At 65.8% G+C, this 23,405-nt stretch carries 14 protein-coding genes; 8 read left to right on the top strand and 6 right to left on the bottom strand.

Annotated features, from left to right (window positions below; translation table 11 throughout):
• Window positions 1-48: 48 nt before the first annotated feature.
• Window positions 49-3,996 carry an RHS repeat-associated core domain-containing protein gene (locus ACOZJV_RS29225; RefSeq protein WP_421549054.1) on the top strand — a complete coding sequence of 1,316 codons (3,948 nt, stop codon included), beginning with the start codon at window positions 49-51 and terminating at the stop codon, window positions 3,994-3,996.
• Entirely contained in the window at window positions 3,993-4,181 is a 189-nt protein-coding gene (locus ACOZJV_RS29220; protein ID WP_020297025.1) for a hypothetical protein, read from the top strand. The genes ACOZJV_RS29225 and ACOZJV_RS29220 overlap by 4 nt, the downstream gene beginning before the upstream one ends.
• Window positions 4,182-4,207: 26 nt before the next feature.
• Here ACOZJV_RS29220 and ACOZJV_RS29215 read toward each other — a convergent pair whose 3' ends face one another.
• From ACOZJV_RS29215 to ACOZJV_RS29200, 4 genes are read right to left on the bottom strand one after another with little or no spacing between them, the layout of a single operon-like run.
• Window positions 4,208-4,861: a response regulator gene (locus ACOZJV_RS29215; protein ID WP_421549053.1), complete on the bottom strand. Its 654-nt coding sequence runs from the start codon at window positions 4,859-4,861 to the stop codon at window positions 4,208-4,210.
• 55 nt (window positions 4,862-4,916) lie between these two features.
• Window positions 4,917-8,036, bottom strand: a complete 3,120-nt coding sequence (locus tag ACOZJV_RS29210; protein WP_421549052.1) for an ATP-binding protein — start codon at window positions 8,034-8,036, stop codon at window positions 4,917-4,919.
• Between the two features lie 5 nt (window positions 8,037-8,041).
• Window positions 8,042-9,316: an EAL domain-containing response regulator gene (locus tag ACOZJV_RS29205; RefSeq protein WP_201131492.1), complete on the bottom strand. Its 1,275-nt coding sequence runs from the start codon at window positions 9,314-9,316 to the stop codon at window positions 8,042-8,044.
• Window positions 9,317-9,318: 2 nt separating this feature from the next.
• Window positions 9,319-12,090, bottom strand: a complete 2,772-nt coding sequence (locus ACOZJV_RS29200) for an ATP-binding protein (RefSeq protein ID WP_421549051.1) — start codon at window positions 12,088-12,090, stop codon at window positions 9,319-9,321.
• 201 nt (window positions 12,091-12,291) lie between these two features.
• Between ACOZJV_RS29200 and ACOZJV_RS29195 the strand changes: the two genes are divergently transcribed.
• The 3 genes from ACOZJV_RS29195 to ACOZJV_RS29185 all read left to right on the top strand — a co-directional run bounded on the left by ACOZJV_RS29195 (window position 12,292) and on the right by ACOZJV_RS29185 (window position 16,664).
• Window positions 12,292-15,414 (top strand): autotransporter outer membrane beta-barrel domain-containing protein, encoded by a 3,123-nt coding sequence (locus ACOZJV_RS29195; RefSeq protein ID WP_421549050.1) that lies wholly within the window; start codon window positions 12,292-12,294, stop codon window positions 15,412-15,414.
• Between the two features lie 166 nt (window positions 15,415-15,580).
• Window positions 15,581-16,129 (top strand): dihydrofolate reductase family protein, encoded by a 549-nt coding sequence (locus ACOZJV_RS29190; RefSeq protein WP_421549049.1) that lies wholly within the window; start codon window positions 15,581-15,583, stop codon window positions 16,127-16,129.
• Window positions 16,122-16,664 (top strand): TetR/AcrR family transcriptional regulator, encoded by a 543-nt coding sequence (locus tag ACOZJV_RS29185; protein WP_078468767.1) that lies wholly within the window; start codon window positions 16,122-16,124, stop codon window positions 16,662-16,664. Before ACOZJV_RS29190 ends, ACOZJV_RS29185 begins: the two co-directional genes overlap by 8 nt.
• A 114-nt stretch (window positions 16,665-16,778) precedes the next feature.
• Here the strand turns inward: ACOZJV_RS29185 and ACOZJV_RS29180 are convergent, their stop codons facing one another.
• Both ACOZJV_RS29180 and ACOZJV_RS29175 read right to left on the bottom strand, forming a co-directional pair.
• The gene (locus ACOZJV_RS29180) at window positions 16,779-18,320 is read right to left on the bottom strand and encodes an FAD-dependent oxidoreductase (protein ID WP_421549048.1); all 1,542 of its coding nucleotides are present in this window, start codon (window positions 18,318-18,320) and stop codon (window positions 16,779-16,781) included.
• A gap of 16 nt (window positions 18,321-18,336) precedes the next feature.
• Window positions 18,337-18,696, bottom strand: a complete 360-nt coding sequence (locus ACOZJV_RS29175) for a hypothetical protein (RefSeq protein WP_421549047.1) — start codon at window positions 18,694-18,696, stop codon at window positions 18,337-18,339.
• A gap of 356 nt (window positions 18,697-19,052) precedes the next feature.
• Here ACOZJV_RS29175 and ACOZJV_RS29170 point away from each other — a divergent pair, with 356 nt between their 5' ends.
• The 3 genes from ACOZJV_RS29170 (at window position 19,053) to ACOZJV_RS29160 (ending at window position 23,399) form a co-directional block, all read left to right on the top strand.
• Complete coding sequence (locus ACOZJV_RS29170) at window positions 19,053-20,993, top strand: PAS domain S-box protein (protein ID WP_421549046.1); 1,941 nt, start codon at window positions 19,053-19,055, stop codon at window positions 20,991-20,993.
• The gene (gene xth, locus ACOZJV_RS29165) at window positions 20,990-21,784 is read left to right on the top strand and encodes an exodeoxyribonuclease III (protein WP_421549045.1); all 795 of its coding nucleotides are present in this window, start codon (window positions 20,990-20,992) and stop codon (window positions 21,782-21,784) included. Before ACOZJV_RS29170 ends, xth begins: the two co-directional genes overlap by 4 nt.
• 241 nt (window positions 21,785-22,025) lie before the next feature.
• A complete protein-coding gene (locus tag ACOZJV_RS29160) occupies window positions 22,026-23,399 on the top strand; it encodes an iron-containing redox enzyme family protein (protein WP_421549044.1) in 1,374 nt (457 codons plus the stop codon).
• Window positions 23,400-23,405: the final 6 nt, after the last annotated feature.

Raw genomic sequence — 23,405 nt, 5'->3', positions numbered from 1 at the left:
CACACCCTCAGGTAAACGGTCCCACAGACCTCAAGGATGGACAGATAGATGAGCGGTCTTCCCGTTTCCCACGTTGGCGAAAAGGTTTCCGGCGGTGTGATCGCCACCGGCTCGCCAACGGTGCATGTCGGCGCGTCCGGGGTCGGCATCGCCGACCGGGTGTCGGCCTGCGTGCCCAATGTCGGCCAGCCGGTGAACCCGATGCTGGGCTGCAAGCTGCTGCCCGAGGAAGTCGACTTCGCCCTCGCCGCGCCGGACACCTTCACCTTCGGTCGCGGCTACCTGTCGAGCAACCCGCGCATCAGCCGGCTCGGCCAGGGCTGGTGGCTGCCGGGGGAGAGCATGCACCTGGAGCTGAGCCCGACCGCCTGTGTGCTGATTGACGCCCAGGGCCGGCGCATCAGCTTTCCGGCCCTGGCGCCGGGGGCGGTGTTCTACTCCGGTACCGAGCGCCTGTGGCTGCGTCGGGGCTGCGCCCCGCAGGAAGGACCGGCCGTTCAGCCGTGGAAGGGGCGCTGGGCCGCGGTGCCGGAGGCGCTGGCCGCCGACGAGGGTGCCGTGCTGCTGTTGATCGACACCAGCTACCTGCATTTCCAGCGCCAGGCCGACGGTGTCTGGCGCCTGCACGCCACATTCGGCCGCAGTGGCTACCGCACCGAGTTCGGCTGGAGCCAGAGTGGCCTGCTGACCAGCATCCGCGACAGTGCCGGACGCAGTTACGCCCTGGTCTACCAGGGCTGTTGCGAACCGTCGCCGGGGGATGACGGGGTGCGTCTGCAGGGGGTGATCCTGGCCAATGTCGACGGCCCGGTACCGGCCGACCTGGACCTGCAAAGCCGCCGCCTGGACTGGCTGGTGCGCTACCAGTTCAACGACAGCGGCGACCTGGTGGCGGTGCGCAACCGCCTCGGCGAAGTGGTCCGGGTGTTTGCCTGGCACAACCACATCCTGGTGGCCCACGGTGAGCCGGGCGGCCTGGAAGTGCGCTACACCTGGGACCTGCACCAGCCCCACGGCCGGGTGCTCAAGCAAAGTGAAACCGACGGCCTGACCCGGGAGTTCCGTTACCAGCGCGAGGCCACCGAGGTGGTCGACAGCCTGGGCCGTACCGAGCGTTACGAGTTCAGCGGCAGCGGCGGCGAGCAGCGCTGGACCGCCCTGGTGCGTGCCGATGGCAGCCGTACCGAGTTCGAGTACGACATGTTCGGGCGCCTGGTGCTGATCCGCGATCCACTGGGCCGCGAGTTCCGTCGTCGACTCGATGGCCAGGGCCGGGTGCTGGAAGAACAGACCCCGGGCAAGACCCGATTCCGCAAGAGCATCGACGACGAAACCGGGCTGCTCAAGGAACTGATCGACAGCATGGGTCGCCAGTGGCTGCTCAAGCATGACGCCAGTGCCCGGTTGCTCAGCGTCCAGGGGCCGGCCGGCATCACCCGCTATGCCTACGACGACCCGGCGCTGCCGGACCGGCCCACCCAGGTGGTGGATGCCAGGGGCGGCATCAAGCGCCTGACCTGGAACCGCCTCGGCCTGCTGGCCAGTGTCACCGACTGCTCGGGCCAGACCCGGACCTGCGAATACGATGGCGAAGGCCAGTTGCTGGCCGAAACCGATGCCCTGGGCCAGGTCACCCGCCGTGGCTACGATCACCTGGGCCAGGTCACGGGCCTGTCCATGGCCGACGGCACCCAACTCAAGTACCGCTACGATGCCCAGGGGCGCCAGACCCATATGGCCGATGGCGACGGGCACTTCACCCAGTTCTTCTGGGACCGCGCCGAACGCCTGACCTGCGTCACCGATGCTGCCGGACATGAGCAGCATTACCGCTACGACGAAGCCGGACGCCTGGTCATGCTGACCAATGAAAATGGCGCCCAGGCGCATTTTGCCTATGACCTGCTGGACCGTCTGGTGCAGGAAACCGGCTTCGACGGGCGCTGCCAGCGCTACCGCTACAACGCCGCCGATGAATTGGTGGCGCGGGTCGATGCCGACGAGCGCGAGACCACCTACGCCTACAACCTCGACGGGCGTCTGCTGAGCTGTCACCTGCCGGCCACCGCCAGCGCGCCGGCGAGCAGCCAGCATTACCGCTGGCTGGCCGACGGGCGCCTGGCCGGGGTCAAGGGCGCGGATTGCGAACTGCGCTTTGCCTATGACGAGGCGGGAAATCTGTGCCTGGAAAACCAGATCCACGCCGACGGCTGGGTCTACAGCGTCGCGCACCGCCATGACGAACTGGGCGCGCGCCAGAGCAGCCGTTTTGGCGATGCCCCCGAGGTCAACTGGTTGACCTACGGCCCCGGCCATGTGCACGGGGTGCTGGTGGCCCAGGCCGAGCTGGCGTTCGAGCGCGACGCCCTGCACCGTGAAACCCGCCGCGACGGCCGGCTCAAGGGCCAGCCCGAGGCGTTGTTCAACCTCGAGCGCCGCTACGACCGCCTGGGACGCCTGACCCACAGCCAATTGACCCTGGCGGCGGGCGATGACTGGCGGCGCAGCTATCAATACGACGCCCTGGGGCAACTGACCGGCATCGATGAAAACCTGCGCCCGAACCGGCGTTATGACTACGACCGCAGCGGCCGCCTGGTGGCCAGCCAGCGCAGCGACGGGACGCCCCAGCGCTACGCTTTCGACCCGGCGGGCAACCGTTTCGACAGCGAGGCCCTGACCTCGGCGGCGCAACACAGCAGCACCAGCCTGCACAACGAGTTGTACCGCTCGGGTTATGTGCACACCGACAGTGCGTCCCAGGCCGGGCCGCAGTCCGCGGTCGGCAGCCTGGGCAATCGGGTCGAAGCGTTCGGCGGCAGCCGCTACCGCTACGACGGCGCGGGCAATCTGCTGGAGCGCATCGACGCCGATGGCAACCGCCTGCAACTGGCCTACGACGGTGCTCATCGCCTGGTCCACCTGGTGCGCTGGCGCGCCGATGGGGGGCGGGTCGAGGCGCGCTATCGCTATGACGGCCTGTCGCGGCGCATTGCCAAGACCGTGCGCGAAGGTGAGCAGGAATACACCGTGCGCTTCGGCTGGGACGGCGATCGCCAGTGCGCCGAAGCCTTTGGCCAACGCCTGCGCACCACGGTCTACGAGCCCGGGACCAGTGTGCCGTGGCTGCGCCTGGAGCAGGACTGCGAGCCCGACAGCCCGGAACTGTTGCAGGTGCGCCAAGCCATGGCGGCCGAAGACCAACCGCTGCCGGCGCAGTGCTTCCCGGCGTTGGGCGCAGCGCGTATCGGCTTCTTTCACACCGACCATATCGGCACCCCGCTGCGCCTGAGTGACGAGCAGGGCCGTATCCTGTGGCAGGCCGAGGCCGACGACTGGCGCGCGATAACCGGGCAAAGCGGTTCCACCGACCAGCCGCTGCGTTTCCAGGGCCAGTATCACGACCTGGAAAGCGACCTCTACTACAACCGCTATCGCTACTACCTGCCGGAACTGGGGCGCTATGCGACCCAGGACCCGATCGGCCTGCGGGGCGGGCCTAACCTGTACGTCTATGCGTTGAACGTGCCCTCGGTGGCCTACGACCCGACGGGTCTGTTCGTGCCCTTGCTGGTGATCGGCGCCTTCGCCCTGCGCGGGGTGATCGGTGCCGGCATCGAGCTGGGGGTGCAGGCGGGCAAGCAGGTGCTGGGGCAGGTCAAGGACAACTGGGACAACGACCGCGAACTCACCGATATCAAGTGGAAGTGCATCGACATCAACTGGAAGCATGTGGCGGTATCGGGGGCCGTGAGCACCGTGGCCCCGGGTATGCTCACCACCGGCAAGAACGTGCTGACCTCGGCCAAGGCCCTCAAGACCCTGAATGGCCAGGCCGCCAATACCGCGAACCGCGCCGCTAAACTGGCTGCGCGCAAAGCGGCCCATTCCTCGAAAATCAAAAGTGCCGTCGGCACCCAGATTGCCTGGCAAGGCGCAAAACAAGTGGTCAAGTGTCCGTTGAAAGACGAAGAAGAGGAGTGCCAGGAACAATGAAACGCATGCTGTTGATGACGGCGATCTTCATCCCGCTGGCTCTTTTGTACAACGTACTGACCCAGTATTTCGGCGAGACCTGGCTGGTGGTCGGGGCCTTTTGCCTGCTGCTGGTGGCGCTGCGGGTCGGGTTGTACCTGTACCGCCGGTCCAGGGGTATCAAGGACAACTACCTGGATGAATGAGCACGGCCCGGGCCCGGGCCGCACGCTCACTGGAACGCGCCGGACTCCAGGCAGAACGCGACCAGGGCCTGGTCGCTGTCCAGGTTCAGCTTGCGGATCGCCGAGATCTTCTGTGCGCTGACGGTCTTGATGCTGCGCTTGAGGTTGGCGGCGATCTGCATCATCGATTCGCCACGCACGAAGTGGCGCAGCACCTCGTATTCCTTGGGCGTGAGGCTGCTCAGCCCCTCGGCCATCGAACGCACCGGGCCGTTGTGCTGCTCGTTGTACTCAAGGTCGGGCGGGTAGTGCACGCGCCCGCGCCGGACGTTGTCCAGGGCGCTGAGCAGCTCGCTCATGTCGTGGCGCTTGAGTAGCACCGAGCGCACGCCGATGTCGTACAGGGTGGCGACGATCATCGGGTTCGACATCATGGTCAGGACCAGCACCTGGACCCGCGGGAAGTGGCGGATGAGGTAGGTCACCAGGCGAATCCCGTCGCCGAATTTTTCATCGCCCTCCATGAAATAGTCGGTGATCACCACATCGATGCTCGGGTTGTCCGCCAACTGTTGGATCAGGGCGCTGGGGGTAGTGACTGCCGCCACCACCTCGTAGTGGGCGGTGCTGTTCAGCAGGCTGCTGACGGCAGCCAGTACCAGTGGATGATCGTCGGCCAGTGCAACGCGGATTTTTTTCATGTGGACACGATCCATTTTCAGAAGAAATGCACGGTAGAGGATAAGTGGCAGCGTTTCAGTCGGGCAGGCTGATCCGCTCCAGGGCGTGCAGCAGAGTCAGGCTATGCGCGTGGGTGGAGGGCGTCAAACCGGCCTCCCTCAGGTCATTCCCGAAACGCTCGAGCTGCTCGATCAGCGCCTCGTAGCCGGCCACCGCGAGGGAGCCGCGAACCCGGTGCAGCAGCTCGAAGATGCGGTCGTAATCCTGTTCGTCGAGTGCCTGGCGCAAGGTCTGGATATCCACGGTCATGGTGCTGATGAAGATCTGCCGCAGGTCGCTGGGCAGGCCGGGCGGTTCCTCGAACAACGGGATGCACTGCTCGGTGTCGAGGCCGCTGAGTTGGGACAGGCTGGCCCACAGCGTCTGCAACTGCACCGGCTTGACCAGCCAGGCGTCCATGCCGCAGGCCCGGCAGCGTGCTTCCTCCTCGCACATGGCGTTGGCGGTGACGCCGATCACCGGTCGGTCATCGCCGCCCGCGCGAATGCGGGTGGTGAGCTCATAGCCGCTCATGCGCGGCATGTTGACGTCGGTCAGCAGCAGGTCGTAGTCGCCGATCCGCCACAGGTCGAGGGCCTCGGCGCCGTCGGCGGCCAGGGTGCTGTGGCAGCCCAATTGCTTGAGCTGGTGGCTGAGGGTCGCCTGGTTGATCGGGTTGTCTTCGGCGACCAGCACGTTCAGGCGAAGCGGCGGCAGGCTGTTCAGCGGCTGCAGGCCCGCGGCCCGGCCGGTCGGCCCGGGCTCGGGTTCACCACGCAGCTTGCGCTCCAGCAGAAAGCCGATGGCGCTGAAATCACAGGCATCGGCCAGGCTGGCCCCGGGGCCGGTCCGATGCCCGTCGAGGACGATTTCAGTCAGGCCGGCGAGGGCCTCGGCGCGGCCGCCGGGGGCGTCGAACATGCGCAGCAGAATGCCCGGCCCGACCCCGTCGAGCGTCGCGCCTTCCAGGGACGTGGCCTCGGCGCCCCAGCGATTGAGCCATTGGCAGAGGTTGCCGGTCAGTTCGTGATGGGGGCTGTGCACGTAGATTCGTGCACCGGCCAGGTCCGGCTGGCGCGTCGCGGTGCTGGTGCCAGCCAACGGCAGCTCGAGGCTCATGGAGAAACTGCTGCCCAGCCCCAGTGCGCTGGTCAGGCGGATTTCACTGCCCATCATCGCCGCCAGTTTGGCGCAGATCGACAGGCCCAGCCCGGCACCATGCACGGTGTGGGAGTGGGCGTCGATCTGATAGAAGGGGGTGAACAGCTGTTGCTGCTCTTCCTGGCCGATGCCGATGCCGGTGTCCACCACTTGCAGGGTCATCAGCACCTGGCCATCGCTCCCGGGCTCGGCACGGGCGCGGACGATGACGTGCCCGGAGAGGGTGAACTTGATGGCGTTGCTGATCAGGTTGGTGAGGATCTGGCGGATCCGCACCGGATCCCCCAGCAGCGCCTGGGGCAGTTGCGGATCGACGCAGGAAAACAGCAGCAGGTCCTTGTTCCGGGCACTGTCGATAAAGGCCCCGGTACAGCCTTGGACCAGCTCCCGGGGGTCGAACGACTGCCCGCCCAGGGCCAGTTGGCCGGACTCGATCCGGGTGATGTCGAGAATGTCGCTGATGATCTGCAACAGCAGCCCGGAGGACACCTGGATGCGTTCGAGCAACTGGCGCTGTTCGGGGTCGAGGTCGGTCAGCCCCATCAGCTCCAGCGAGCCGAGGACCCCATAGAGCGGGGTGCGGATTTCGTGGCTCATGGTTGCCAGGAACACCGACTTGGCGCCGTTGGCCCGGTCGGCGGCGTGCTTGGCCTGGGTCAGCTCCTGTTCCATCTGCGCCCTTGCACTGAGGTCGGCGAAGGCACAGACCACCACATCCTGGTCGTGGTAGCGGGTCGGGGCAAAGGCGATATAGAACGAGCGGCCATCGTGGGCGCGGTGGTTTTCGATGGTGCCCGGTTGCGTGGCGCGGCTGAGCCGCTCCAGCAGCGGTTGCTCCAGTCCGCTGTCGTGCAGGCTCTGGCCGACCTGGGTGTCGAACCACTTGAAGGCCAGGGTGTTGGCGAAGACGATCCGGCGTTCGTCGCGGCTGAACACGCAGAGCGCCACCGGGGTGGTTTCCAGCAGGGTACGACTGAACTGGTCGCTTTCCATCAGTTGCCGGTGGGCCTGTTGCGCCGGTGCGATCACCCGTCGGTTGTAGCGGCGCACATAGGCCCAGCCGGCCAGCGGGCTGAGTGACAGCAGGGCGATGATGCTTGCCAGCAGCCAATAGTGGCCGAAGAACAGGCTGGGGTAGGACAGGATGTAGTAGCCGGTCCAGGCCCCGTTGGCGGCGTCGACCCGGAACACCAGCCCGTCAGCCCGATAATTGACCCCGGGGCCGACCCCGCTCGGGTACGGCGCCGGACCCAGCAGCAGGCCGTCTTCCCGGCCGACCAGCCAATGGGCGTCGTAGACGCCACGTTGCAGCACCCGGGAAAAAATATTGATTCGCTCGCGGCTGATCAGGGTCGCGGCATAGGTGCCGGGGCTGCCGCTCGCGGCGTGACGCAAGGGCAGGTAGGCGATCACATGGTCGGGGTAGCCCTGCAGGCCGATCCAGCGGATGCGGTCGGCGCTCGCGGCATCGGCGCGGATCGCGGCCATCGCCGCCTGGGTCAGGGGCGCCGACAGGTTGGGGCGGCGGTTGCCGACCGTGGGCACGGTGTAGCTGGTGCCCGGTTCTGCATCCACCACCAGCAGGCCCGAGGCGGGAAAGCTCGAACGCACCCAGAAACTGGAATAGAGGTCGGCCAGGTAGCGCCCGAACCCCGCGGCACGGCTGCTTTGCAGAGGGCAGGACTTGAGATCCTGGCAGATCAGGGTGAACGGCGTATCGACCGGCGAAGGCGTGCCCTGGTACAGGGTCGCGCCGGGTATCTGCTGGTCGTCCATGGCGTGGAAGATCCACGGCGAATTCTGCTGCGGGTCGCTGTAGTCGAGGATATGCGCCTGCTGCAGGCGGGTGAGCAGCGCCTGCTGCTCGTCCATGTAGCGGCTCTGCAGGGTGAAGTCGATGCTGATGCGCTCCTGCTCCTGGCTGATGATCCGCTGGAAGCCCCAGAGCAGGGCACCGGACATGATCAGCAGCAGTGGCAGGACGCCGAACAGCACCAGGTTCAGTCGTCGAGAGTTTCGCGCGATGCGTCGTAGCGGGAGGTTTGGCATGGAGTAGGAAAAGCGGCCCGGGTGGGTGGAGAAAAAGGTGGCGGTACACTGCATCCCAGCAACTGCGAGAAAGCGTCCAGCTCCAATGCCGCGGAAATAAGATAACCCTGGGCGCTGTCACAGCCAATAAGCCGCAGAAACTCCAGGTCACGTCCTGACTCCACGCCTTCGGCAACCACTTCCAGGCCCAATTGCCGACCCAGTTGCACCGCTGCCACCAGGGCCGCGGCCCGGGCTTCGTCGGCTGCTGCGCCGTTGACGAAGTGGCGGTCGATTTTCATCTCGGTAAAAGGCGTCGAAATCAGGCTGTACATCGAACTGTAGCCCATGCCGAAGTCGTCCTGAGCCAGGCCGAAACCCTTCAGCCGCAGGCGACTGGCGCCCATGTGGTATTGCCCGGGCGACAGTGGGCGTTCGGTTTCCAGCAATTCGAAGCAGATGTCGCGGGTGGCCAGGCCGGCGCGGGCGGTCATCTGTTGCAGGTGGTCCGGCAGGTCGGGGTCATCCAGCAGCCCGGTGGGCAGGTTCACCGATACCGTGATGCGGTGGCCCAGGGCGTGCCAGTGCTTCTGCGCCTCGATCGCGTCGTCGAGCATCAGGAACAGCAGCGCGCGATCCAGCCGGTGCCGGGTAATGGACGCCAGGAACGAGTCCGGCATCAACAAACCGAAGGACGGGTTGTTCCAGCGCACCAGGGCTTCGGCGCCGATGATCTTGCCGCTGGCCAGCGAGCGGCGTGGCTGGAAGCGCGCCTGCAGTTCGCGGCGGGCGATGGCCCGCTCCAGCACCTGGCGTTCGAACACCGGCTCGTGCTCGGGCTTGAGCCGCGTGCCGGCGCGCTGGCCGGTGCTGATGATGGTGCAGATCTGCTGCACGTGGCCGGCGTCCAGCGGTTTGGGGAAGGTGCCTAGTACCGCCAGGCCTTTCTCCTTGGCCATCAGGCCGACGCTGTTCATCAGGCGCCTTGAGCAGGACGAGACTATAGCCAGGATCGGTGCCCGTGGCATACCGCTCAGGGCGTCGATGAATTGCACGCCGTCCATCTCCGGCATGTGCAGGTCCACCAGCACCAGGTCGTATTCCTGCTGGTGCAACAGGGCCAGGGCCTGGCGGGCGTCGAGGGTCGTGTGCACGGTGCCAAAGCCTGCCTCTTCCAGCAAGCGCTTGACCCGCAGGCACTGGATCGGGTGGTCGTCCAGTACCAGAACACGGATTGTCTTGGGCATGCTCACATCACCTTCCTCTTTACTGATTGAAGTACCTCGCAAAGCGTATCCAGAGGTACCGGCTTGATAAGCAGATGACGAATCCCCGCTGATTCGCAGCGGCTGCGCAGTACCGGCGACAGCTCACCGGTGATGCCGATGATCGGCCCGTCGAAGCCGCGCTCACGCAGGGTGCGGGCGAATGCCAGGCCGTCCATGTGCTGCATCTGCAAGTCGGTCAGCACCGCATCGAACGCCAGCAGGTCGTCGCGTTTCAGGGCGTCGACGGCGCTGGCGACCGCCACCACCCGGTTCCCCAGGTACAGGCCTTGTTGCAGGATCACCTGCAAGGCCAGGGGGCTGTCGTCCACCGCCAGCAGCCTGAGGTCCATCTGCGGTGCCAGGTTGTCCGGCGGCGAAAAGCGCATTTCGTTGACAATCCCGGCCTGTGCCTGGGCCACGGCGTCGCGCAGGCTGTCGAGGCTGTACATCCGCGCGACCCAGGCCGGGTTCGCCTGGCGTAGCGCGGGGGCTATCCCGGGGGCATGCATGATCACCCGCGGACCGCTCCAGGGGCCGAGCTTGAACGGGTCGAGAAACGCCTCCACCAACACCGAGCGCAGGGGCGGGGCCTCTTTGTCCGGGGTGTAGGGCAAGGCCAGTGCGCCCCAGTGGCGCAGCCAGTGGCAGAGGTTCTGCACCACTTCCAGCACGTCGCCCCGGACATACACCGGGGTCACGCCCAGGCGCGGCATTTCAGGTTCGGAGCGGTCGGTAACGGCTTCCAGGGCCAGGCTCAGGCCGAAGCTCGAACCCAGCCCGGGCTCACTGATGGCCGAGAGCTGGCCGTGCATCATGTCCGCCAGGCGCGCGCAGATCGCCAGTCCCAGGCCGGTGCCGCAGGCTTCCTGGCTCAACCAGCTGGGTACCCGGTAGTAAGGTTCGAACAACCTGGCCTGGAATTCGCCAGCAATGCCGGGGCCGGTGTCGACTACCTGGAAACGCAAGCGGGCCAGGTGGCCGCTGGTTGGCGTGCAATGTAGGCGCAGGATCACATGGCCCGACTCGGTGAACTTGATCGCGTTGCTCACCAGGTTGTTGAGGATCTGCCGGATCCGCCCGCCATCTCCGAGCACCTGTTCGGGCGTGTCCGGGTCCAGGGTCACGTACAGCCGCAGGCCCTTGCCACGGGCCCGGGCCGAGTAGCTGAAGGCCACTTCTTCTACCAGTTGCACCGGGGAGAACGGGGCGAGGTTCAGGCTCAGCCGGCCGGACTCGATCAGCGACAGGTCGAGGGTGTCGTTGATGGTGCGCATCAGCGCCGAGGAGGCTTGCTGCGAGGCTTGCAGATAGTCCTGCTGCTGGGCATTGAGGGGCGTGGTGTCGAGCATTTCCAGGGAACCGAGAATGCCGTACATCGGGGTGCGGATCTCGTGGCTGAGGGTGCTCAGGAACAGGGTTTTTTCACGGTTGGCCTGGTCCGACAGGCTCTTGGCCTGGAGCAGCGATTGCTCGGCCAGCTTGAAGTCGGTGACATCGTTCATGCAGCACAGCACCGCGGCCACGCCGTTGTAGCCGGTGGGGGCGCAGGTCAGCTGGAGAAAGGTGCCGTCCGCCAACTGGTGCTCGATGGCGTGGACCCGGCCGTGGGCGGTGGCCAGGATCTGCGCCTGCAGTTCCGGGACTGCGGCCAGCCAGCGCCGGCCCGATTCGTTGGACAGGATCAGCGAGCCCTCGTCGCGGCGAATCAGGCACAGGCCCACCGGGGCCATTTCGATAAACCGGTGGTTGAGCGAGACGCTGTCCGCCAGCGCGCTGTAATGGCGAACCGCAGGCTCCACCAGGCGCAGGCGGATAAAGCGTGCCCCGAGGAAAATCCCGGCAAACAGCAGCAGGGTCATCAGGGCCGTGGTGTACAGAGGGCCTGCGGTGTCCTGCAGCAATTGGCTGACCGGGGCGTAGTACACCAGGCGCCATCCGGCGTTGCCCACCGACTTGTTGAGCACGACGTAGTCGGGCAGGCCGCGCAGGCGGTGCAGGCCAAAGGAGTCTTCCTCGGCCTTGAACCGCGACAGCGCCTCGGGCACCGCCCAGGCGGCACTGTGCAGCACCACCGCGCCGTTGGCGTCATAGAGCACGTATTTGCCCTGGTGCAATTGCAAGGGGTCGAGCGCCAGGTCGGTCTCTTTGAGTTGCAGCCCGAGCCAGCCGTCGGCAGCGTTGTGCTCGTCGATAGGGCGCAGCAGGTACACCTGTTTCGAGCGGCCGTTGGGCACCCAGGACCACAGGGTGCGCGCCCCCGGGTGCTGGTTCAACAAGGCTTGCGCCGCGCTCTGGTCGAGGCTTTGCAGCCACTGGGCGCTGGCATCGAGGTTCGTGCCGCTGCCGCCCCCGGGCTCATACACGGTGCGGATCAGGCCCTGGTCCGGGGCCAGGTAAATCAGTTCGCTGTGGGTGTTGGCGATCTCGACCAGGTCGCGGGCCGTGAGGATCAGCGCCCAGGAATAGTTCGCGGCGTTATTCCCCAGGGGTAACAGGCGTAGTTGATTATTAGTTGCAAGGAAGTTGGCAGTTTTGGAACTTAGGCTGCCGTCGATATTGCGCACGGCGGAAGAAGAAATAGCCTTCAGCAGACTTTCCCGTTGATTGAAGAACTGTTGCGCATTGAAGGCCGCGGCATTCATCTGACGCCGATAGCTGGAAAGGGTTTCCGTCAATGAACCCTGAATCAAAAAACCCGCAATGATCAGGATGCAAGACAGCAAACTGAGCATGAACAGACGCAGCAGAGCCACCGGAATATGGGGTCCGGAAAAGTGCCTGAGGGGCTGCGGGGAAGGGCCGTGTTTAGTCATCCGCCCATGTTAGGGATATCGCTGAATAGTCCCTTTAAGAAAATTCTTAATACCCGTCATTTAGGATAATTCTCATAGGTTAGTTGCGTGAAAGATTCGACCATCCAGGCCTCTCTTGCTCTATGCAAAGGTGTGGAAGTTATGTTTCTGGTTAAAAGGGCGCTCACGGTATTTTCCGTGTTGCCGCTGCTGACACTTTCCGCCCAGTCTGCTCAGGCGACTGATTATGAAAAAATCGACCTCAGTTCCGCGCAAGGCGAATCTCGGGTGCTCGATGACGTGCGCGTCGACTTCACCGGCAGCGGCCCGGGGATTCTTGTCAGCGGCGCGCAAAACCAGTTGCAGGGCGACGGTTACCAGGTGCAGGTCACGGCGGCCAGCGCGAACAGCGCGGTGGTCGGGGTGCAGGTGGAGGCCGGAGGCCAGGCCACGTTGAATGACGTCAGCATCATCACCGGCGGCTCCGACCGGGCCGACGGCGCGCTGGTGACGGGGACCGGCAGCCGCCTGACGTTGAACGATGTGCAGATCACCACCGGTGGCTCCGGCAGTCGCGGGGTGGTGGCTACCGACGGCGGCCAGGCGGTGTTGTCCGGTGGCTCGATCAGCACCTCGGGCAACCAGGCCGAGGCCCTGTCCGCCAGTGGCAGCGGCTCCAGCATCCAGGCCTCGAACATGGATCTTTCCAGCACGGCGACCTGGAGCGGCACCCTGGTGCGGGCCGCGAGCGGTGCCTCCATCAGCCTGGACAACGTGACGCTCAACACCCTGGGCAGCATGGGCGCGATGTCCGCTGAAGGGGTTGGTTCGTCCATCAGCGCCAATGGCGTCAACCTGACGGCGACTGACGGGCAGGGCGTGCGTGTCACCAGCGCGGCGTTGACCTTCCGCAATGGCAGCATCAACGCCAAGGGCGACGGCATTCTGCTGAGTCAGCTGTACCAGATACCGGGCGGCGTGGCCCAGGTCAGCAACAGCGACATCGTTTCGCAGAACGGCTACGGCATCAACATCAACGCTGACAGCGCCGCCGCCGACCTGGATAACGTGCGCATCACCACCCAGGGCAATTACGGCTCGGGGCTGTGGATGCCCGGGAGCAACAGCCGCGCCGACCTCAAGTGCAGCACCATCGAAACCTTCGGCAACCAGGCGACGGGCATCGACAACCGCGCTGGCAAGGCGACCATCACGGGGGGCAGTATCGTCACCCACGGCGCCAGCTCTCACGCACTGTATGCGTCGGCCGATACCATCAACAGCCCGGGCGCCGAGTTCGACGTCAAAGGGGCGTGGATCGAAACCTTCGGCCGTAGTTCGGTGGGCGCCCTGGCGCGAATGTCCGGGGCCAAAGTCAGCGTCAGTAACAGCCGCATCCTGACCCACGGTGACTCCGCCTACGGCCTGTTCGCCTCCGGGCGTGGAGCCAGCGTGGCACTTGTCGACTCCGACCTGTTGACTGAGGGCGAGTCAGCCTATGGCCTGTCCATCAGCAACAATTCCACGGCCAGGTTTCAGGGATCGGCCGTGCAAACGGTGGGTACCTCCGCCCACGGCATTGTCAGTTACGCCACCGGGGCCGGGGTGGTGAATGACATCGAGGTCAACGCCAGCCAGATCGACACCCAGGATGGTGTGGGCATCCTGGTCAATGGCGGCGGCCTCGACATCCGCCTCACCGACAGCCGCCTGCTGGCCCGCAGCGCCGGCCAGCCGGGCACCGCGCTATGGATTACCGACCGTGCCGGCGGGGTGTTGGCGGGGGATGTGCAACTGGATGCCGTGAGGTCGCAGATCAGCGGCGACATCGTGGTCGACGCCGGCACCCTGCAACTGAACCTGGGCGATCACTCGACCTTGCACGGGGCCATTCAGGACAACCGGCAAAGCGCCCGGCTGGACATCGACGACAGCAGCTTCTGGACGCTCACGGGCGACTCCACGCTCAATCAGTTGACGAATGCCGGGGTGGTGGAGTTCGCCGATCCGGGCCTGGGCGGCGCCTTCAAGCAACTCAAGGTGAGCGGTGACCTGAGCGGCGACGGGCTGTACATCATGAACACCGACCTGGGCCAGCAGGCGGGCGATCGGCTGCTGGTCGGTGGCCAGGTCACCGGGCAGAACCAGATCCTGGTCCGCAACTCCGGCGCCGAACCCGGTGCCGACGGGCAACGCCTGACCCTGGTGGAGAGTGCCGGGGGACCGGGCTCGTTCAGCCTGGCCAACGCCGGAAAGGTGGTCGATGCCGGGACCTATCGCTATGAGCTGCAAGGCGATGCCCAGTCCGGCGAGTGGGACCTGGTCAACGTCGGGCGCAACCAGCCGCTGACCCCAGGGCCGGACAACCTGTCCACCGGCGCCAGTGCTGCCATCAACAGCAGCGCCATCGCCACCTTGCGCGGCACCTGGGACGCCGAGCGCGCGACCCTGGTACAGCGGGTCGGCGAACTGCGTGCCGGTACGGGCGGCCAGGGCCTGTGGGTCCGTGGCTTCGGGCAGCAGCAATCCCTGGACAACGGCGTGGGCCGGGACTTTTCGCAACGGGTGCAGGGCAGCCAACTGGGGATCGACACCCGCATCGCCACTGCCCAGGGGGCGCTGGTGGTGGGTGGCCTGGCGGGGTACAGCCAGACCGACCGCGATTTCAAGGGCGAGGGCAGCGGCAAGCTCGACAGTTACCACGCGGGGGCCTACGCCACCTACCTGGATGACTCGGGCTGGTACACCGACACCTTGCTCACCCTCAACCGCTGGTCCACCCGGCTGGATGTGCACGGCACCGATGGCGCCAAGGTCTCCGGGCATTCACGCAGCCACGGGGCCGGGGTTTCGGTGGAAGCCGGCAAGAAAATCAACCTCGATGACGGCTGGTTTGTCGAACCCCAGGTGCAAGTCTCGATGCTCTACGTGGCCGCGGACAGCTACCGCCTGGACAACGGCCTGCAAGTCGATGCCGGTAACGGCCTGTCGACCCAGATGCGCGCCGGCGCCCGCACCGGACGCGCATTGCCACTGGACAACGGCGTGCGCCTGCAACCCTACCTCAAGGCCGGTTGGGTCGAAGACTTCTCGGCCCGCAATACGGTCAAGACCAACGGCATCAGCAGCCGCCCCGATGGCAGTGGCGGCGGCTGGTATGCCGGGGCCGGGGTCACTGCGCAGGTGAGTCCCAAGCACCAATTGTATGCCGATCTGGAGACCAGCGAGGGTTCCAGCATCGACCGTCCCTGGGCGGCCAATATCGGCTACCGCTACAGCTTCTGACGCTGGGCGGCGTTTGTGGCCGGTGCTGCGAGCAGACGCAGCGCCGGCTTTTCAAGAGTGGGGCGTGCCTTTGGCCTGGCCGTGAATGAATGAGCAAGTGGCTGCCTGATCCACACGAAAAATGATTTATCATACGCCGTATGTTTATTTGCGCGAGGTAGCGGCTATGGCGTTCGGCAAGGTTTTTATCGCCACATCGGTGGATGGATTTATCGCCCGCAGCGATGGCGGCATCGACTGGCTGCCCGCTGGGGAGTCCGGCGAGGACTATGGCTACGGGGCGTTCATGGCCTCGGTGGATGGCGTTGTCATGGGCCGTGGCACCTATGAAAGCGTCCTGGGCTTCGAGCCCTGGCCGTTCGAAAAACCGGTGGTGGTGCTCAGCCGTACCTTGAGTGAGCAGGATGTGCCGCACCCCCTGCGGCACCGGCTGCGGATCAGCGCCGCCGAGCCCCTTGCGCTGGTGGCGCAGTTGCGGGCCCAGGGTTGGGAACATGCCTATATCGATGGCGGGGCGGTGATTCGAAGCTTTTTGCACGCCGGGTTGATCGACGAATTGACCCTGACCCGGGTGCCGGTGCTGATCGGCAGCGGGCGGCCCCTGTTCGGCGAACTTGAGGGGGATGTGCGCTTGAGCGTGGTCGCTTCGACGCTGTATGCCGATGGCCTGGTCAGTACCCGCTATCGCGTCGAGACGGGGCCCGCCCATGACTGAGAAAACCAGGCGCAGCGGTCGTCCCGCAGCCGGCAGTTCTCTCAACCTCGATCAGGTCCTGGACGCCGGCCTGAGCCTGCTGGAAGCAGTGGGGCCCCAGGCTTTTGGTGGCAGGGCCCTGGCGCGACAACTGGGGATCACGCCGATGTCGGTGGCCTATCACGTGGGCGATCAGCACAACCTGATGCGCCTGCTGGTGGAGCGGGTGCACGCCGAACCGCTGCCCGAACCGGCACCGGACCTGCCGCCCCGGCAACGGCTCCAGGCCCTGTTGGGTGGTTATATGGCGCGGGTTCGCCGGCACCCGGCTTTGACCTTGTGCGTCCTCAGTGACCCGCAGTTGTTCCATGGCTCGCTGGCGGACCTCAGCGCGCGCCTGCGGCAGGCCGTGGGCCAGTTCGACGATGACCCGGTGCTGTTCGACCTGCTGCTCGACTACACCCACGGCCATGCCCTGGCGCTGGCCTTGGCCGGTGAGGCTGGGCACGCACTGGAAGGGGCGTATGAAGCCGGGCTGCGGCGTTTGTTGCGCTGAATTCCGGCAGTGGCGGGGACCAGCATGGCCGCGACCATTGCCCGAGATCGAACCCTGCGACGCTGGGTTCGAACACCTGGAACAGCCCTGAGTCGACTGGCGCCGCATTCAGCGTCAGGCGCCATCACCCTCGATCGCCTCGATCAAGGCCAGGGCCTCGCTGCGTGACAGCGGGCGCTGCATGCGTTGCGCGAGCACGGCCATGGTGCGCTGGTGCTCGCAGGCCACCACCGACTCGACCTGTTCATCGACGCACAGCAGCGCGATAAAGCACTGGCGCTCCGGTTCTCCCAGGTACTCAATGTGCGTCCAGTCCCGGGCGTGGCCCAGGACTTCGAAGGTCTTGCCGTAGTGGTAAGTCCAGAAAAACGGCACATCGGCAAACTCCCGCTGCCCACCCAGCATATTGCCGGCGGCGAGAAAGGCCTGCTGCTGCGCCAGGCGCCAATGTTCGAGGCGCAGCGGGCGACCGGCGAGGGGGAAAGTCAGCATGTCGCCGGCCGCCCACAGGCCCTCGGCCACGCGCATCTGGCCATCGGCCTGGAGTGACTGGTCGTCGGCCAGGGGCAGGCCACGGGTCAGGCCGGTCGCCGGTTTGATGCCGGTGCCGAACAGCACCAGATCAGTGTCGAGCCGGGTGCCGTCCCGCAGCATTACCGCTTCGACCCGGCTCGTGCCCTCAAGCCTCACGGCCTCGGTGTCGGGGTGGAAAATCACGCCGTTGCGCTGGTGCAGGTCGCGCAAGGAGCGGCCGATGCGCTGCCCCAACTGCTTGGCCAGGGGCACGGCGTGGCGCGCCACCACCTGCACCTGCAACCCGGCCTTGATCATGGCCGAGGCCGCTTCCAGGCCGATAAAACCGTCGCCGATAATCACCACTCGGCTGCCCGGCGCGCAGGCATCGAGCAACTGTTCGGCATCGGCCAGGGAACGCAGGACAAAGGTCCCGGGTAGTTGGGCGCCGGCAATCGCCGGTCGCTGGGCAATGCCGCCGGTGGCCAGCAGCGCCGCGTCGTAGGTCAGGCTCTGGCCGTCGGCCAGGGTCAGGGTGCGCGCGTCGGCATCCACCGCGCGCACTTTGCCGCGCAGGCGCTGGATATCGGCGCTGCGATAAAAATGCGGGTCGAGCAGGGAGGGGATTTCTTCGACCGCCATGTCGCCGGCGATCACGAATTTGCTCAAGGCGGTACGGTCGTAGGACGTGGGGTGTTCCGGGTCGATCCACACCAGTCGCCCGGCATAGCCCTTGGACCGCAGGGCGAAGATGGCCGCGCTGCCGGCCGCCCCGGCGCCCACCACCACAAAACAGCGATTGTCGCGTCGGGAGGAGGGGGGCGTCGCCGGCATGGGCTGGTCATCGACCCACACGGTCTGTTCCTCGACCCGCACTCCGTAGCGCTTGAGGTGTGCCAGGGCCGGCGGCTCACAGACCTCGCCGTTTTCCAGGGCAAACGCCGCCTTGTGCCAGGGGCAGATCAACCGGCCTGCACAGACCGCCCCGTCTTCCAGCGGTGCGCCGGCATGCGGGCATTGGGCCTGGAACGCGCGGACGGCCTGGCCATGGCGCAGCAGCACGACTTCCTCGGCCCCGACCTGGAGCCGTATGCCGCGGTCGTCACGCAACTCATCCAGTCGGGCCACGGCATGAAAGGTCATGGGCCGTCTCCTTCAATCAGTCGCCGGCGCCCCCAGCCCCCGAACCTGCGCCGACCGCGCCGCCGGAGCCCGCCTTGCCGGTGCCCATCGGGCCTTTCTGGGTCTGTTCCGATTTATTGTTCTGCAACTGGTCGTTGGAGTACGGGCCGGGTTGGGTATTGGTGGTGTTGTTCTTGGGTTTGGCGCCCGAACCGGTGCCGCCGCTGGGCGGGCTGGGGTTGGTGCCCGGTGGCATCGCCGAGCCGCCGTTGTCGTTGCTGTTCATGCCCGACGCGTTCGGCGCCTGGTTGGTATCGGCGGTTGCAGCCTGCACCGGGCCTGCCAGCACGCAGGCCAGGCCAGCCAGGGCCAATGTGGTACGCAAAGAATTTTTCATGGGAGAACCTCTTGCTGGGACCAGGTGCAATGCACGACCCAAGGGCATCTGCCGCGGGCGGTCAGGGTGCAGTCCTCATCCGGTGAGCGATTTCAAACCTCGCCAGATTGGGAAAGCGCAGGAGCCCGGAAAGTTTAAAAAATTTGCCGATCAACGATGAATGGAAGCGCGCTGGGGCTTGTCCGATGAACATTGCAGCCCGCGTGGCGGCGGTTCCGGTGGGGGCAGGCCGCTGCAGGGCGGCACGAATGGCATGTTGTATTTTCAACGGGAGGGTGCAGACTGATTCGGCGCCCCGTCCGGGGCAGGCCCCCTCCCTTTGTTCAGGCACACAATAATAAACCGCGGAGACCGCCATGTCTGACCAGCCCGAGCTGCCACCCCGCGTCGATGATGATCGCTTCCGGCTGTTGGTCGATGCCGTGATCGATTACGCGATCTACATGATCGACGCCCAGGGGTTTGTCGTCAGTTGGAACACCGGGGCCAGGCGCTTCAAGGGCTATCAGGAAGCGGAAATCCTCGGCGCGCATTTCTCCTGTTTCTATACCCCCGAGGACCGTCAGGCCGGGCTGCCCCAGCGCACCCTGGATACTGCCCTGCACGAGGGCCGGTTCGAGGGCGAGGGCTGGCGGGTGCGCAAGGACGGCACGCACTTCTGGTGCCATGTGGTGGTCGACCCGATCCGCGACCCCCAGGGCCAGTTGCTGGGGTTTGCGAAAATCACCCGCGACCTGACCGAGCACAAACTCGCCGAACAGACCCTGAAGCAGAGCGAGCAGCAATTTCGCCTGCTGGTGCAGAGCGTCACCGATTACGCCATCTACATGCTCGATGCCCAGGGCCGGGTCAGCAGCTGGAACCTGGGGGCGCAACGGATCAAGGGCTATGCCGCCCAGGAGATCATCGGCAAGCATTTCTCGCTGTTTTATAGCGAGCAGGACCGCGCCGCCGGGGAGCCGGCGCGGACCCTGGAGATTGCCCGGCAGGACGGGCGCTTCGAAAAACAGGGCTGGCGGGTGCGCAAGGACGGCACGCAGTTTCTGGCCCATGTGGTGGTCGACCCGATCCGCGCCGACACCGGGGAAATCATGGGCTTCGCCAAAATCACCCGGGACATCAGCGAAGCCTTCGAAGCCCAGAAAAAACTCGAACTGGCGCGGGAGGCGCTGTTCCAGTCGCAGAAACTCCAGGCCATCGGCCAGCTCAGCGGTGGCATCGCCCATGACTTCAACAACCTGCTGACGGTGATTCTGGGCAACCTGGAACTGCTGCAAAAGCGCCTGGGGGATGACCCGAAGCTGACGCGTCTGGCGACCAATGCCGTGCTGGGCGCCCAGCGTGGGGTGTCGCTGACCCAGCGCATGCTGGCCTTTGCCCGGCGCCAGGAACTCAAGACCGAATCGGTGCAACTGAGCCAGCTGCTGGCCAGCCTCAATGACCTGCTGTGCAGTTCCGTGGGGCCCCAGGTGATCGTCACCGCCGAACTGCCGCCCGAGCTGCCGGCGGTGCAGGCCGATATCAACCAGTTGGAACTGGCCCTGCTCAACCTGGCGAGCAACGCCCGGGATGCCATGCCCGGCGGCGGCAATATCCATATCAGTGCCCAGGTGCGCGGCGCCCTCGGCACCCTGGGTGAAACACACTACGTGTGCCTGTCGGTGATGGACTCCGGCGAAGGCATGGATGAACAGACCCTGGCCTGCGCCGCCGAGCCTTTCTTCACCACCAAGGGCCTGGGCAAGGGCACCGGGCTCGGTTTGTCCATGGTGCATGGCCTGGCCGAACAGCTGGGCGGGCGACTGGTGCTCAAGAGCAGCAAGGGCCAGGGCACCACCGCCGAGCTGTGGCTGCCCCTGGCCACCGAAGCGGCCCGTCAGTTGCCGCTGAAACAGGATCCAGGCCTGAAACCGACGTTCAAACCGTTGTCGGTGCTGGTGGTCGACGATGACAGCCTGGTGCTCAACAGCACCACGCTGCTGCTCGAAGACCTGGGCCACCGGGTGATCTGCGCAGACTCCGGGGCCCAGGCCCTGCATTGCATCGAGCACGAGCCGGACATCGACCTGATGATCACCGACGTCGCCATGCCGCAAATGGATGGTGCGCAACTGGCCGAGGCCATGCGCCAATTGCGTCCGGAGTTGCCGGTCATCCTGGCCACCGGCTATGCCCAGGACCTCGCCGGCCTGGCCAGCACCCTGCCACGGCTGTTCAAGCCCTACACCCAGTTGCAGTTGCTCGAAGCCGTGACCCAGGCGCTGGAAAAGCCCCCGGCACAGGGGCGCCTGGGATGAAAGCGCTAAAGATCGCCACCTTCAATATCAATGGTATCCGCGCACGATTGCCCAACCTGCTGGACTGGCTCGAACGCGAGCGCCCCGACATCGCCTGCCTGCAGGAGCTGAAGGCAGTGGATCGGGATTTCCCCGCCAGCCAACTGGAAGCGGCCGGTTACGGCAGCCTGTATCGGGGCCAGGCCTCGTGGAACGGGGTGGCGATCCTGGCCCGGGATTCGCAGCCGCTGGAGATCCGCCGGTCCTTGCCCGGCACCGAGGACGACCCCCAGAGCCGCTACCTGGAAGCGGCGGTCCACGGCATCGTGGTGGGCTGCCTGTACCTGCCCAACGGCAACCCGCAACCGGGGCCCAAGTTCGACTACAAACTGGCCTGGTTCGAACGCCTGATCGAGCACGCGGCGCAGCTGCAAAGCAGCGAGCATCCGGTGCTGCTGGCCGGCGACTACAACGTGGTGCCCACCGATTTCGATATCTACAACACCCGCTCCTGGCTCAAGGACGCCTTGCTCCAACCGCAAAGCCGCGCCTGCTACCAGCGTCTGCTGGACCAGGGCTGGACCGATGCCTTGCGCCACCTGTACCCCGAGGAACGGGTCTACACCTTCTGGGATTACTTTCGCCGGCACTGGCAGAGCAACTCCGGGCTGCGCATCGACCACCTGCTGCTCAACCCGGCCCTGGCGCCTTACCTGAAAAACGCCGGGATCGACGCCTGGGTGCGCAACGAGCCCCATGCCAGCGACCACGCGCCGACCTGGATCGAACTGGGCACGCGCAAACGCCGCTGACCCGCCTCGCCGCCGTCCATTCCCGTAGTGCTCAACAGCCGCCTGCACCGGTGGTCGCGGGCGGCTGCACGCCGATGGAATTTTTTTCGAGGCGCAGCGCTCTTCCTTCTAGAGGCGTGCAACAACGCCCGGCGTCCGGCCGTGATGGCCGTCGACGCGTCGACCCTTTACTGGTGCTGGAGCCTGCCATGCCTGATTTAGCCGCCGTACGCTATTCGTCTCGCACCCCGGGGAGCCGCTCATGAGCCTGCTCGAAGCACTGCGCGGTACTCCCGGCGAGTTGTACCAGGGTGAGCCCCTGCATAGCCTTTACCAGCGCTTGTTGGCCGATGCCGACCCGCAGTCACGGACCCTGGCTGACGACTTTTTGCGCCAGCAACTGCAACAGGCCGAGGCCGGCGATGACCCGCTGCCCGAGCATCCCGAGCAGTTGCTGGCCTGGATCGAGGGCAATTGTGCCGATGTGGCCCAGGACTACGCCGCGTATTTAACGGCGCGGCAGCAGGGCGCCCCCCGGCGCTACTTTCAGAACAAGGCCCATGCGCTGTATTTCCTGCAAGGCGTGGCGCCTACCAAACTGGTGGACGGGGCCTGGCTCTACGGCGCCCTGGGCCACTGGCAGGACTACCGTTACGACGGCCTGTTGACCACCTACCTCGAAGAGTTGGGCGACGGCGAGCCGGCGCAGAACCATGTGGCGATTTATCGTCGCCTGCTCGCCGAACAGGGCTGTGACGGCGACCTGCCGCTGGATGACGAACTGTATCGTCAGGGCGCCATTCAGCTGGCACTCGGCTGTTGCGCCGAGGTCTTTATGCCCGAGGTGCTGGGCTACAACCTGGGCTACGAGCAACTGCCCCTGCACCTGTTGATCAGTGCCTATGAACTCAGTGAACTGGGCATCGACCCGTACTACTTCACCCTGCATGTCACCATCGACAACGCCAGCACCGGCCATGCCCGGCGCGCGGTGCAGTCGGTGCTGGAGCTCAGGCCTATGGGCATGGACGCCGACGAGTACTGGCGTCGGGTGCGGCGTGGTTATCGCCTCAACGACCTGGGCCTGGGATCGAGCGCGGTGATCCGGGGTTTCGACCTGGAGCGTGAGGTGGTGGCCATGCTCGAACGCAAGCGGCGCTTTGGCCAGCACATGCATTCCGACTACTGCCGCTTCGATGGCAAGAGCGTCAACCAATGGCTGGCCGAGCCGGGGCAGATCCCGGCATTCCTCCAGGCGTTGCAGGCCAGAGGCTGGATCAAGCGCCATCAGGACCCGGCCGACAGCCGCTTCTGGCAATTGATTGAGGGCGCGGGCGCGGCGATGTTCGGGGTGTTCAGCGGTTTTGAGAAACAACTGCTGCAGGACTGGATCGCCGGCGACTGGGACGCCCGCCCGCGCATCACCCCGGCGCGCCTCGGCAGTGCCCATGACGCCGCGCCACCGCCCGCAGTCGAGGACCCGGAAACCCAGGCCCTGGCCACTGCCCTGGAGCAGCAGCCGGTCGAGGGGCAACTGGCGCTGCTGCTGCCCTGGCTCGGCCCGCAGCGTCATTCGCGTCCGGCCGGGCTGTACGCCACGCGGCGCTTTATCCAACTGCGCGCCAGTGTGCGCTGACCCACA

This window comes from Pseudomonas sp. QD4 (genome assembly GCF_049199125.1).
In the GTDB taxonomy this organism is placed as follows: Bacteria; Pseudomonadota; Gammaproteobacteria; order Pseudomonadales; family Pseudomonadaceae; genus Aquipseudomonas.
The sequence above is the reverse complement of the archived record's forward strand: the minus strand, read 5'-3'. Positions and strand labels throughout refer to the sequence as shown.

Excerpts from the sequence above, each read along its gene's own strand:
- ACOZJV_RS29225 (WP_421549054.1), top strand. The coding sequence starts at position 49 with ATGAGCGGTCTTCCCGTTTCCCACGTTGGCGAAAAGGTTTCCGGCGGT.
- ACOZJV_RS29220 (WP_020297025.1), top strand. The coding sequence starts at position 3,993 with ATGAAACGCATGCTGTTGATGACGGCGATCTTCATCCCGCTGGCTCTT.
- ACOZJV_RS29215 (WP_421549053.1), bottom strand. The coding sequence starts at position 4,861 with ATGAAAAAAATCCGCGTTGCACTGGCCGACGATCATCCACTGGTACTG.
- ACOZJV_RS29205 (WP_201131492.1), bottom strand. The coding sequence starts at position 9,316 with ATGCCCAAGACAATCCGTGTTCTGGTACTGGACGACCACCCGATCCAG.
- ACOZJV_RS29195 (WP_421549050.1), top strand. The coding sequence starts at position 12,292 with ATGTTTCTGGTTAAAAGGGCGCTCACGGTATTTTCCGTGTTGCCGCTG.
- ACOZJV_RS29190 (WP_421549049.1), top strand. The coding sequence starts at position 15,581 with ATGGCGTTCGGCAAGGTTTTTATCGCCACATCGGTGGATGGATTTATC.
- ACOZJV_RS29185 (WP_078468767.1), top strand. The coding sequence starts at position 16,122 with ATGACTGAGAAAACCAGGCGCAGCGGTCGTCCCGCAGCCGGCAGTTCT.
- ACOZJV_RS29180 (WP_421549048.1), bottom strand. The coding sequence starts at position 18,320 with ATGACCTTTCATGCCGTGGCCCGACTGGATGAGTTGCGTGACGACCGC.
- ACOZJV_RS29175 (WP_421549047.1), bottom strand. The coding sequence starts at position 18,696 with ATGAAAAATTCTTTGCGTACCACATTGGCCCTGGCTGGCCTGGCCTGC.
- ACOZJV_RS29170 (WP_421549046.1), top strand. The coding sequence starts at position 19,053 with ATGTCTGACCAGCCCGAGCTGCCACCCCGCGTCGATGATGATCGCTTC.
- xth (WP_421549045.1), top strand. The coding sequence starts at position 20,990 with ATGAAAGCGCTAAAGATCGCCACCTTCAATATCAATGGTATCCGCGCA.
- ACOZJV_RS29160 (WP_421549044.1), top strand. The coding sequence starts at position 22,026 with ATGAGCCTGCTCGAAGCACTGCGCGGTACTCCCGGCGAGTTGTACCAG.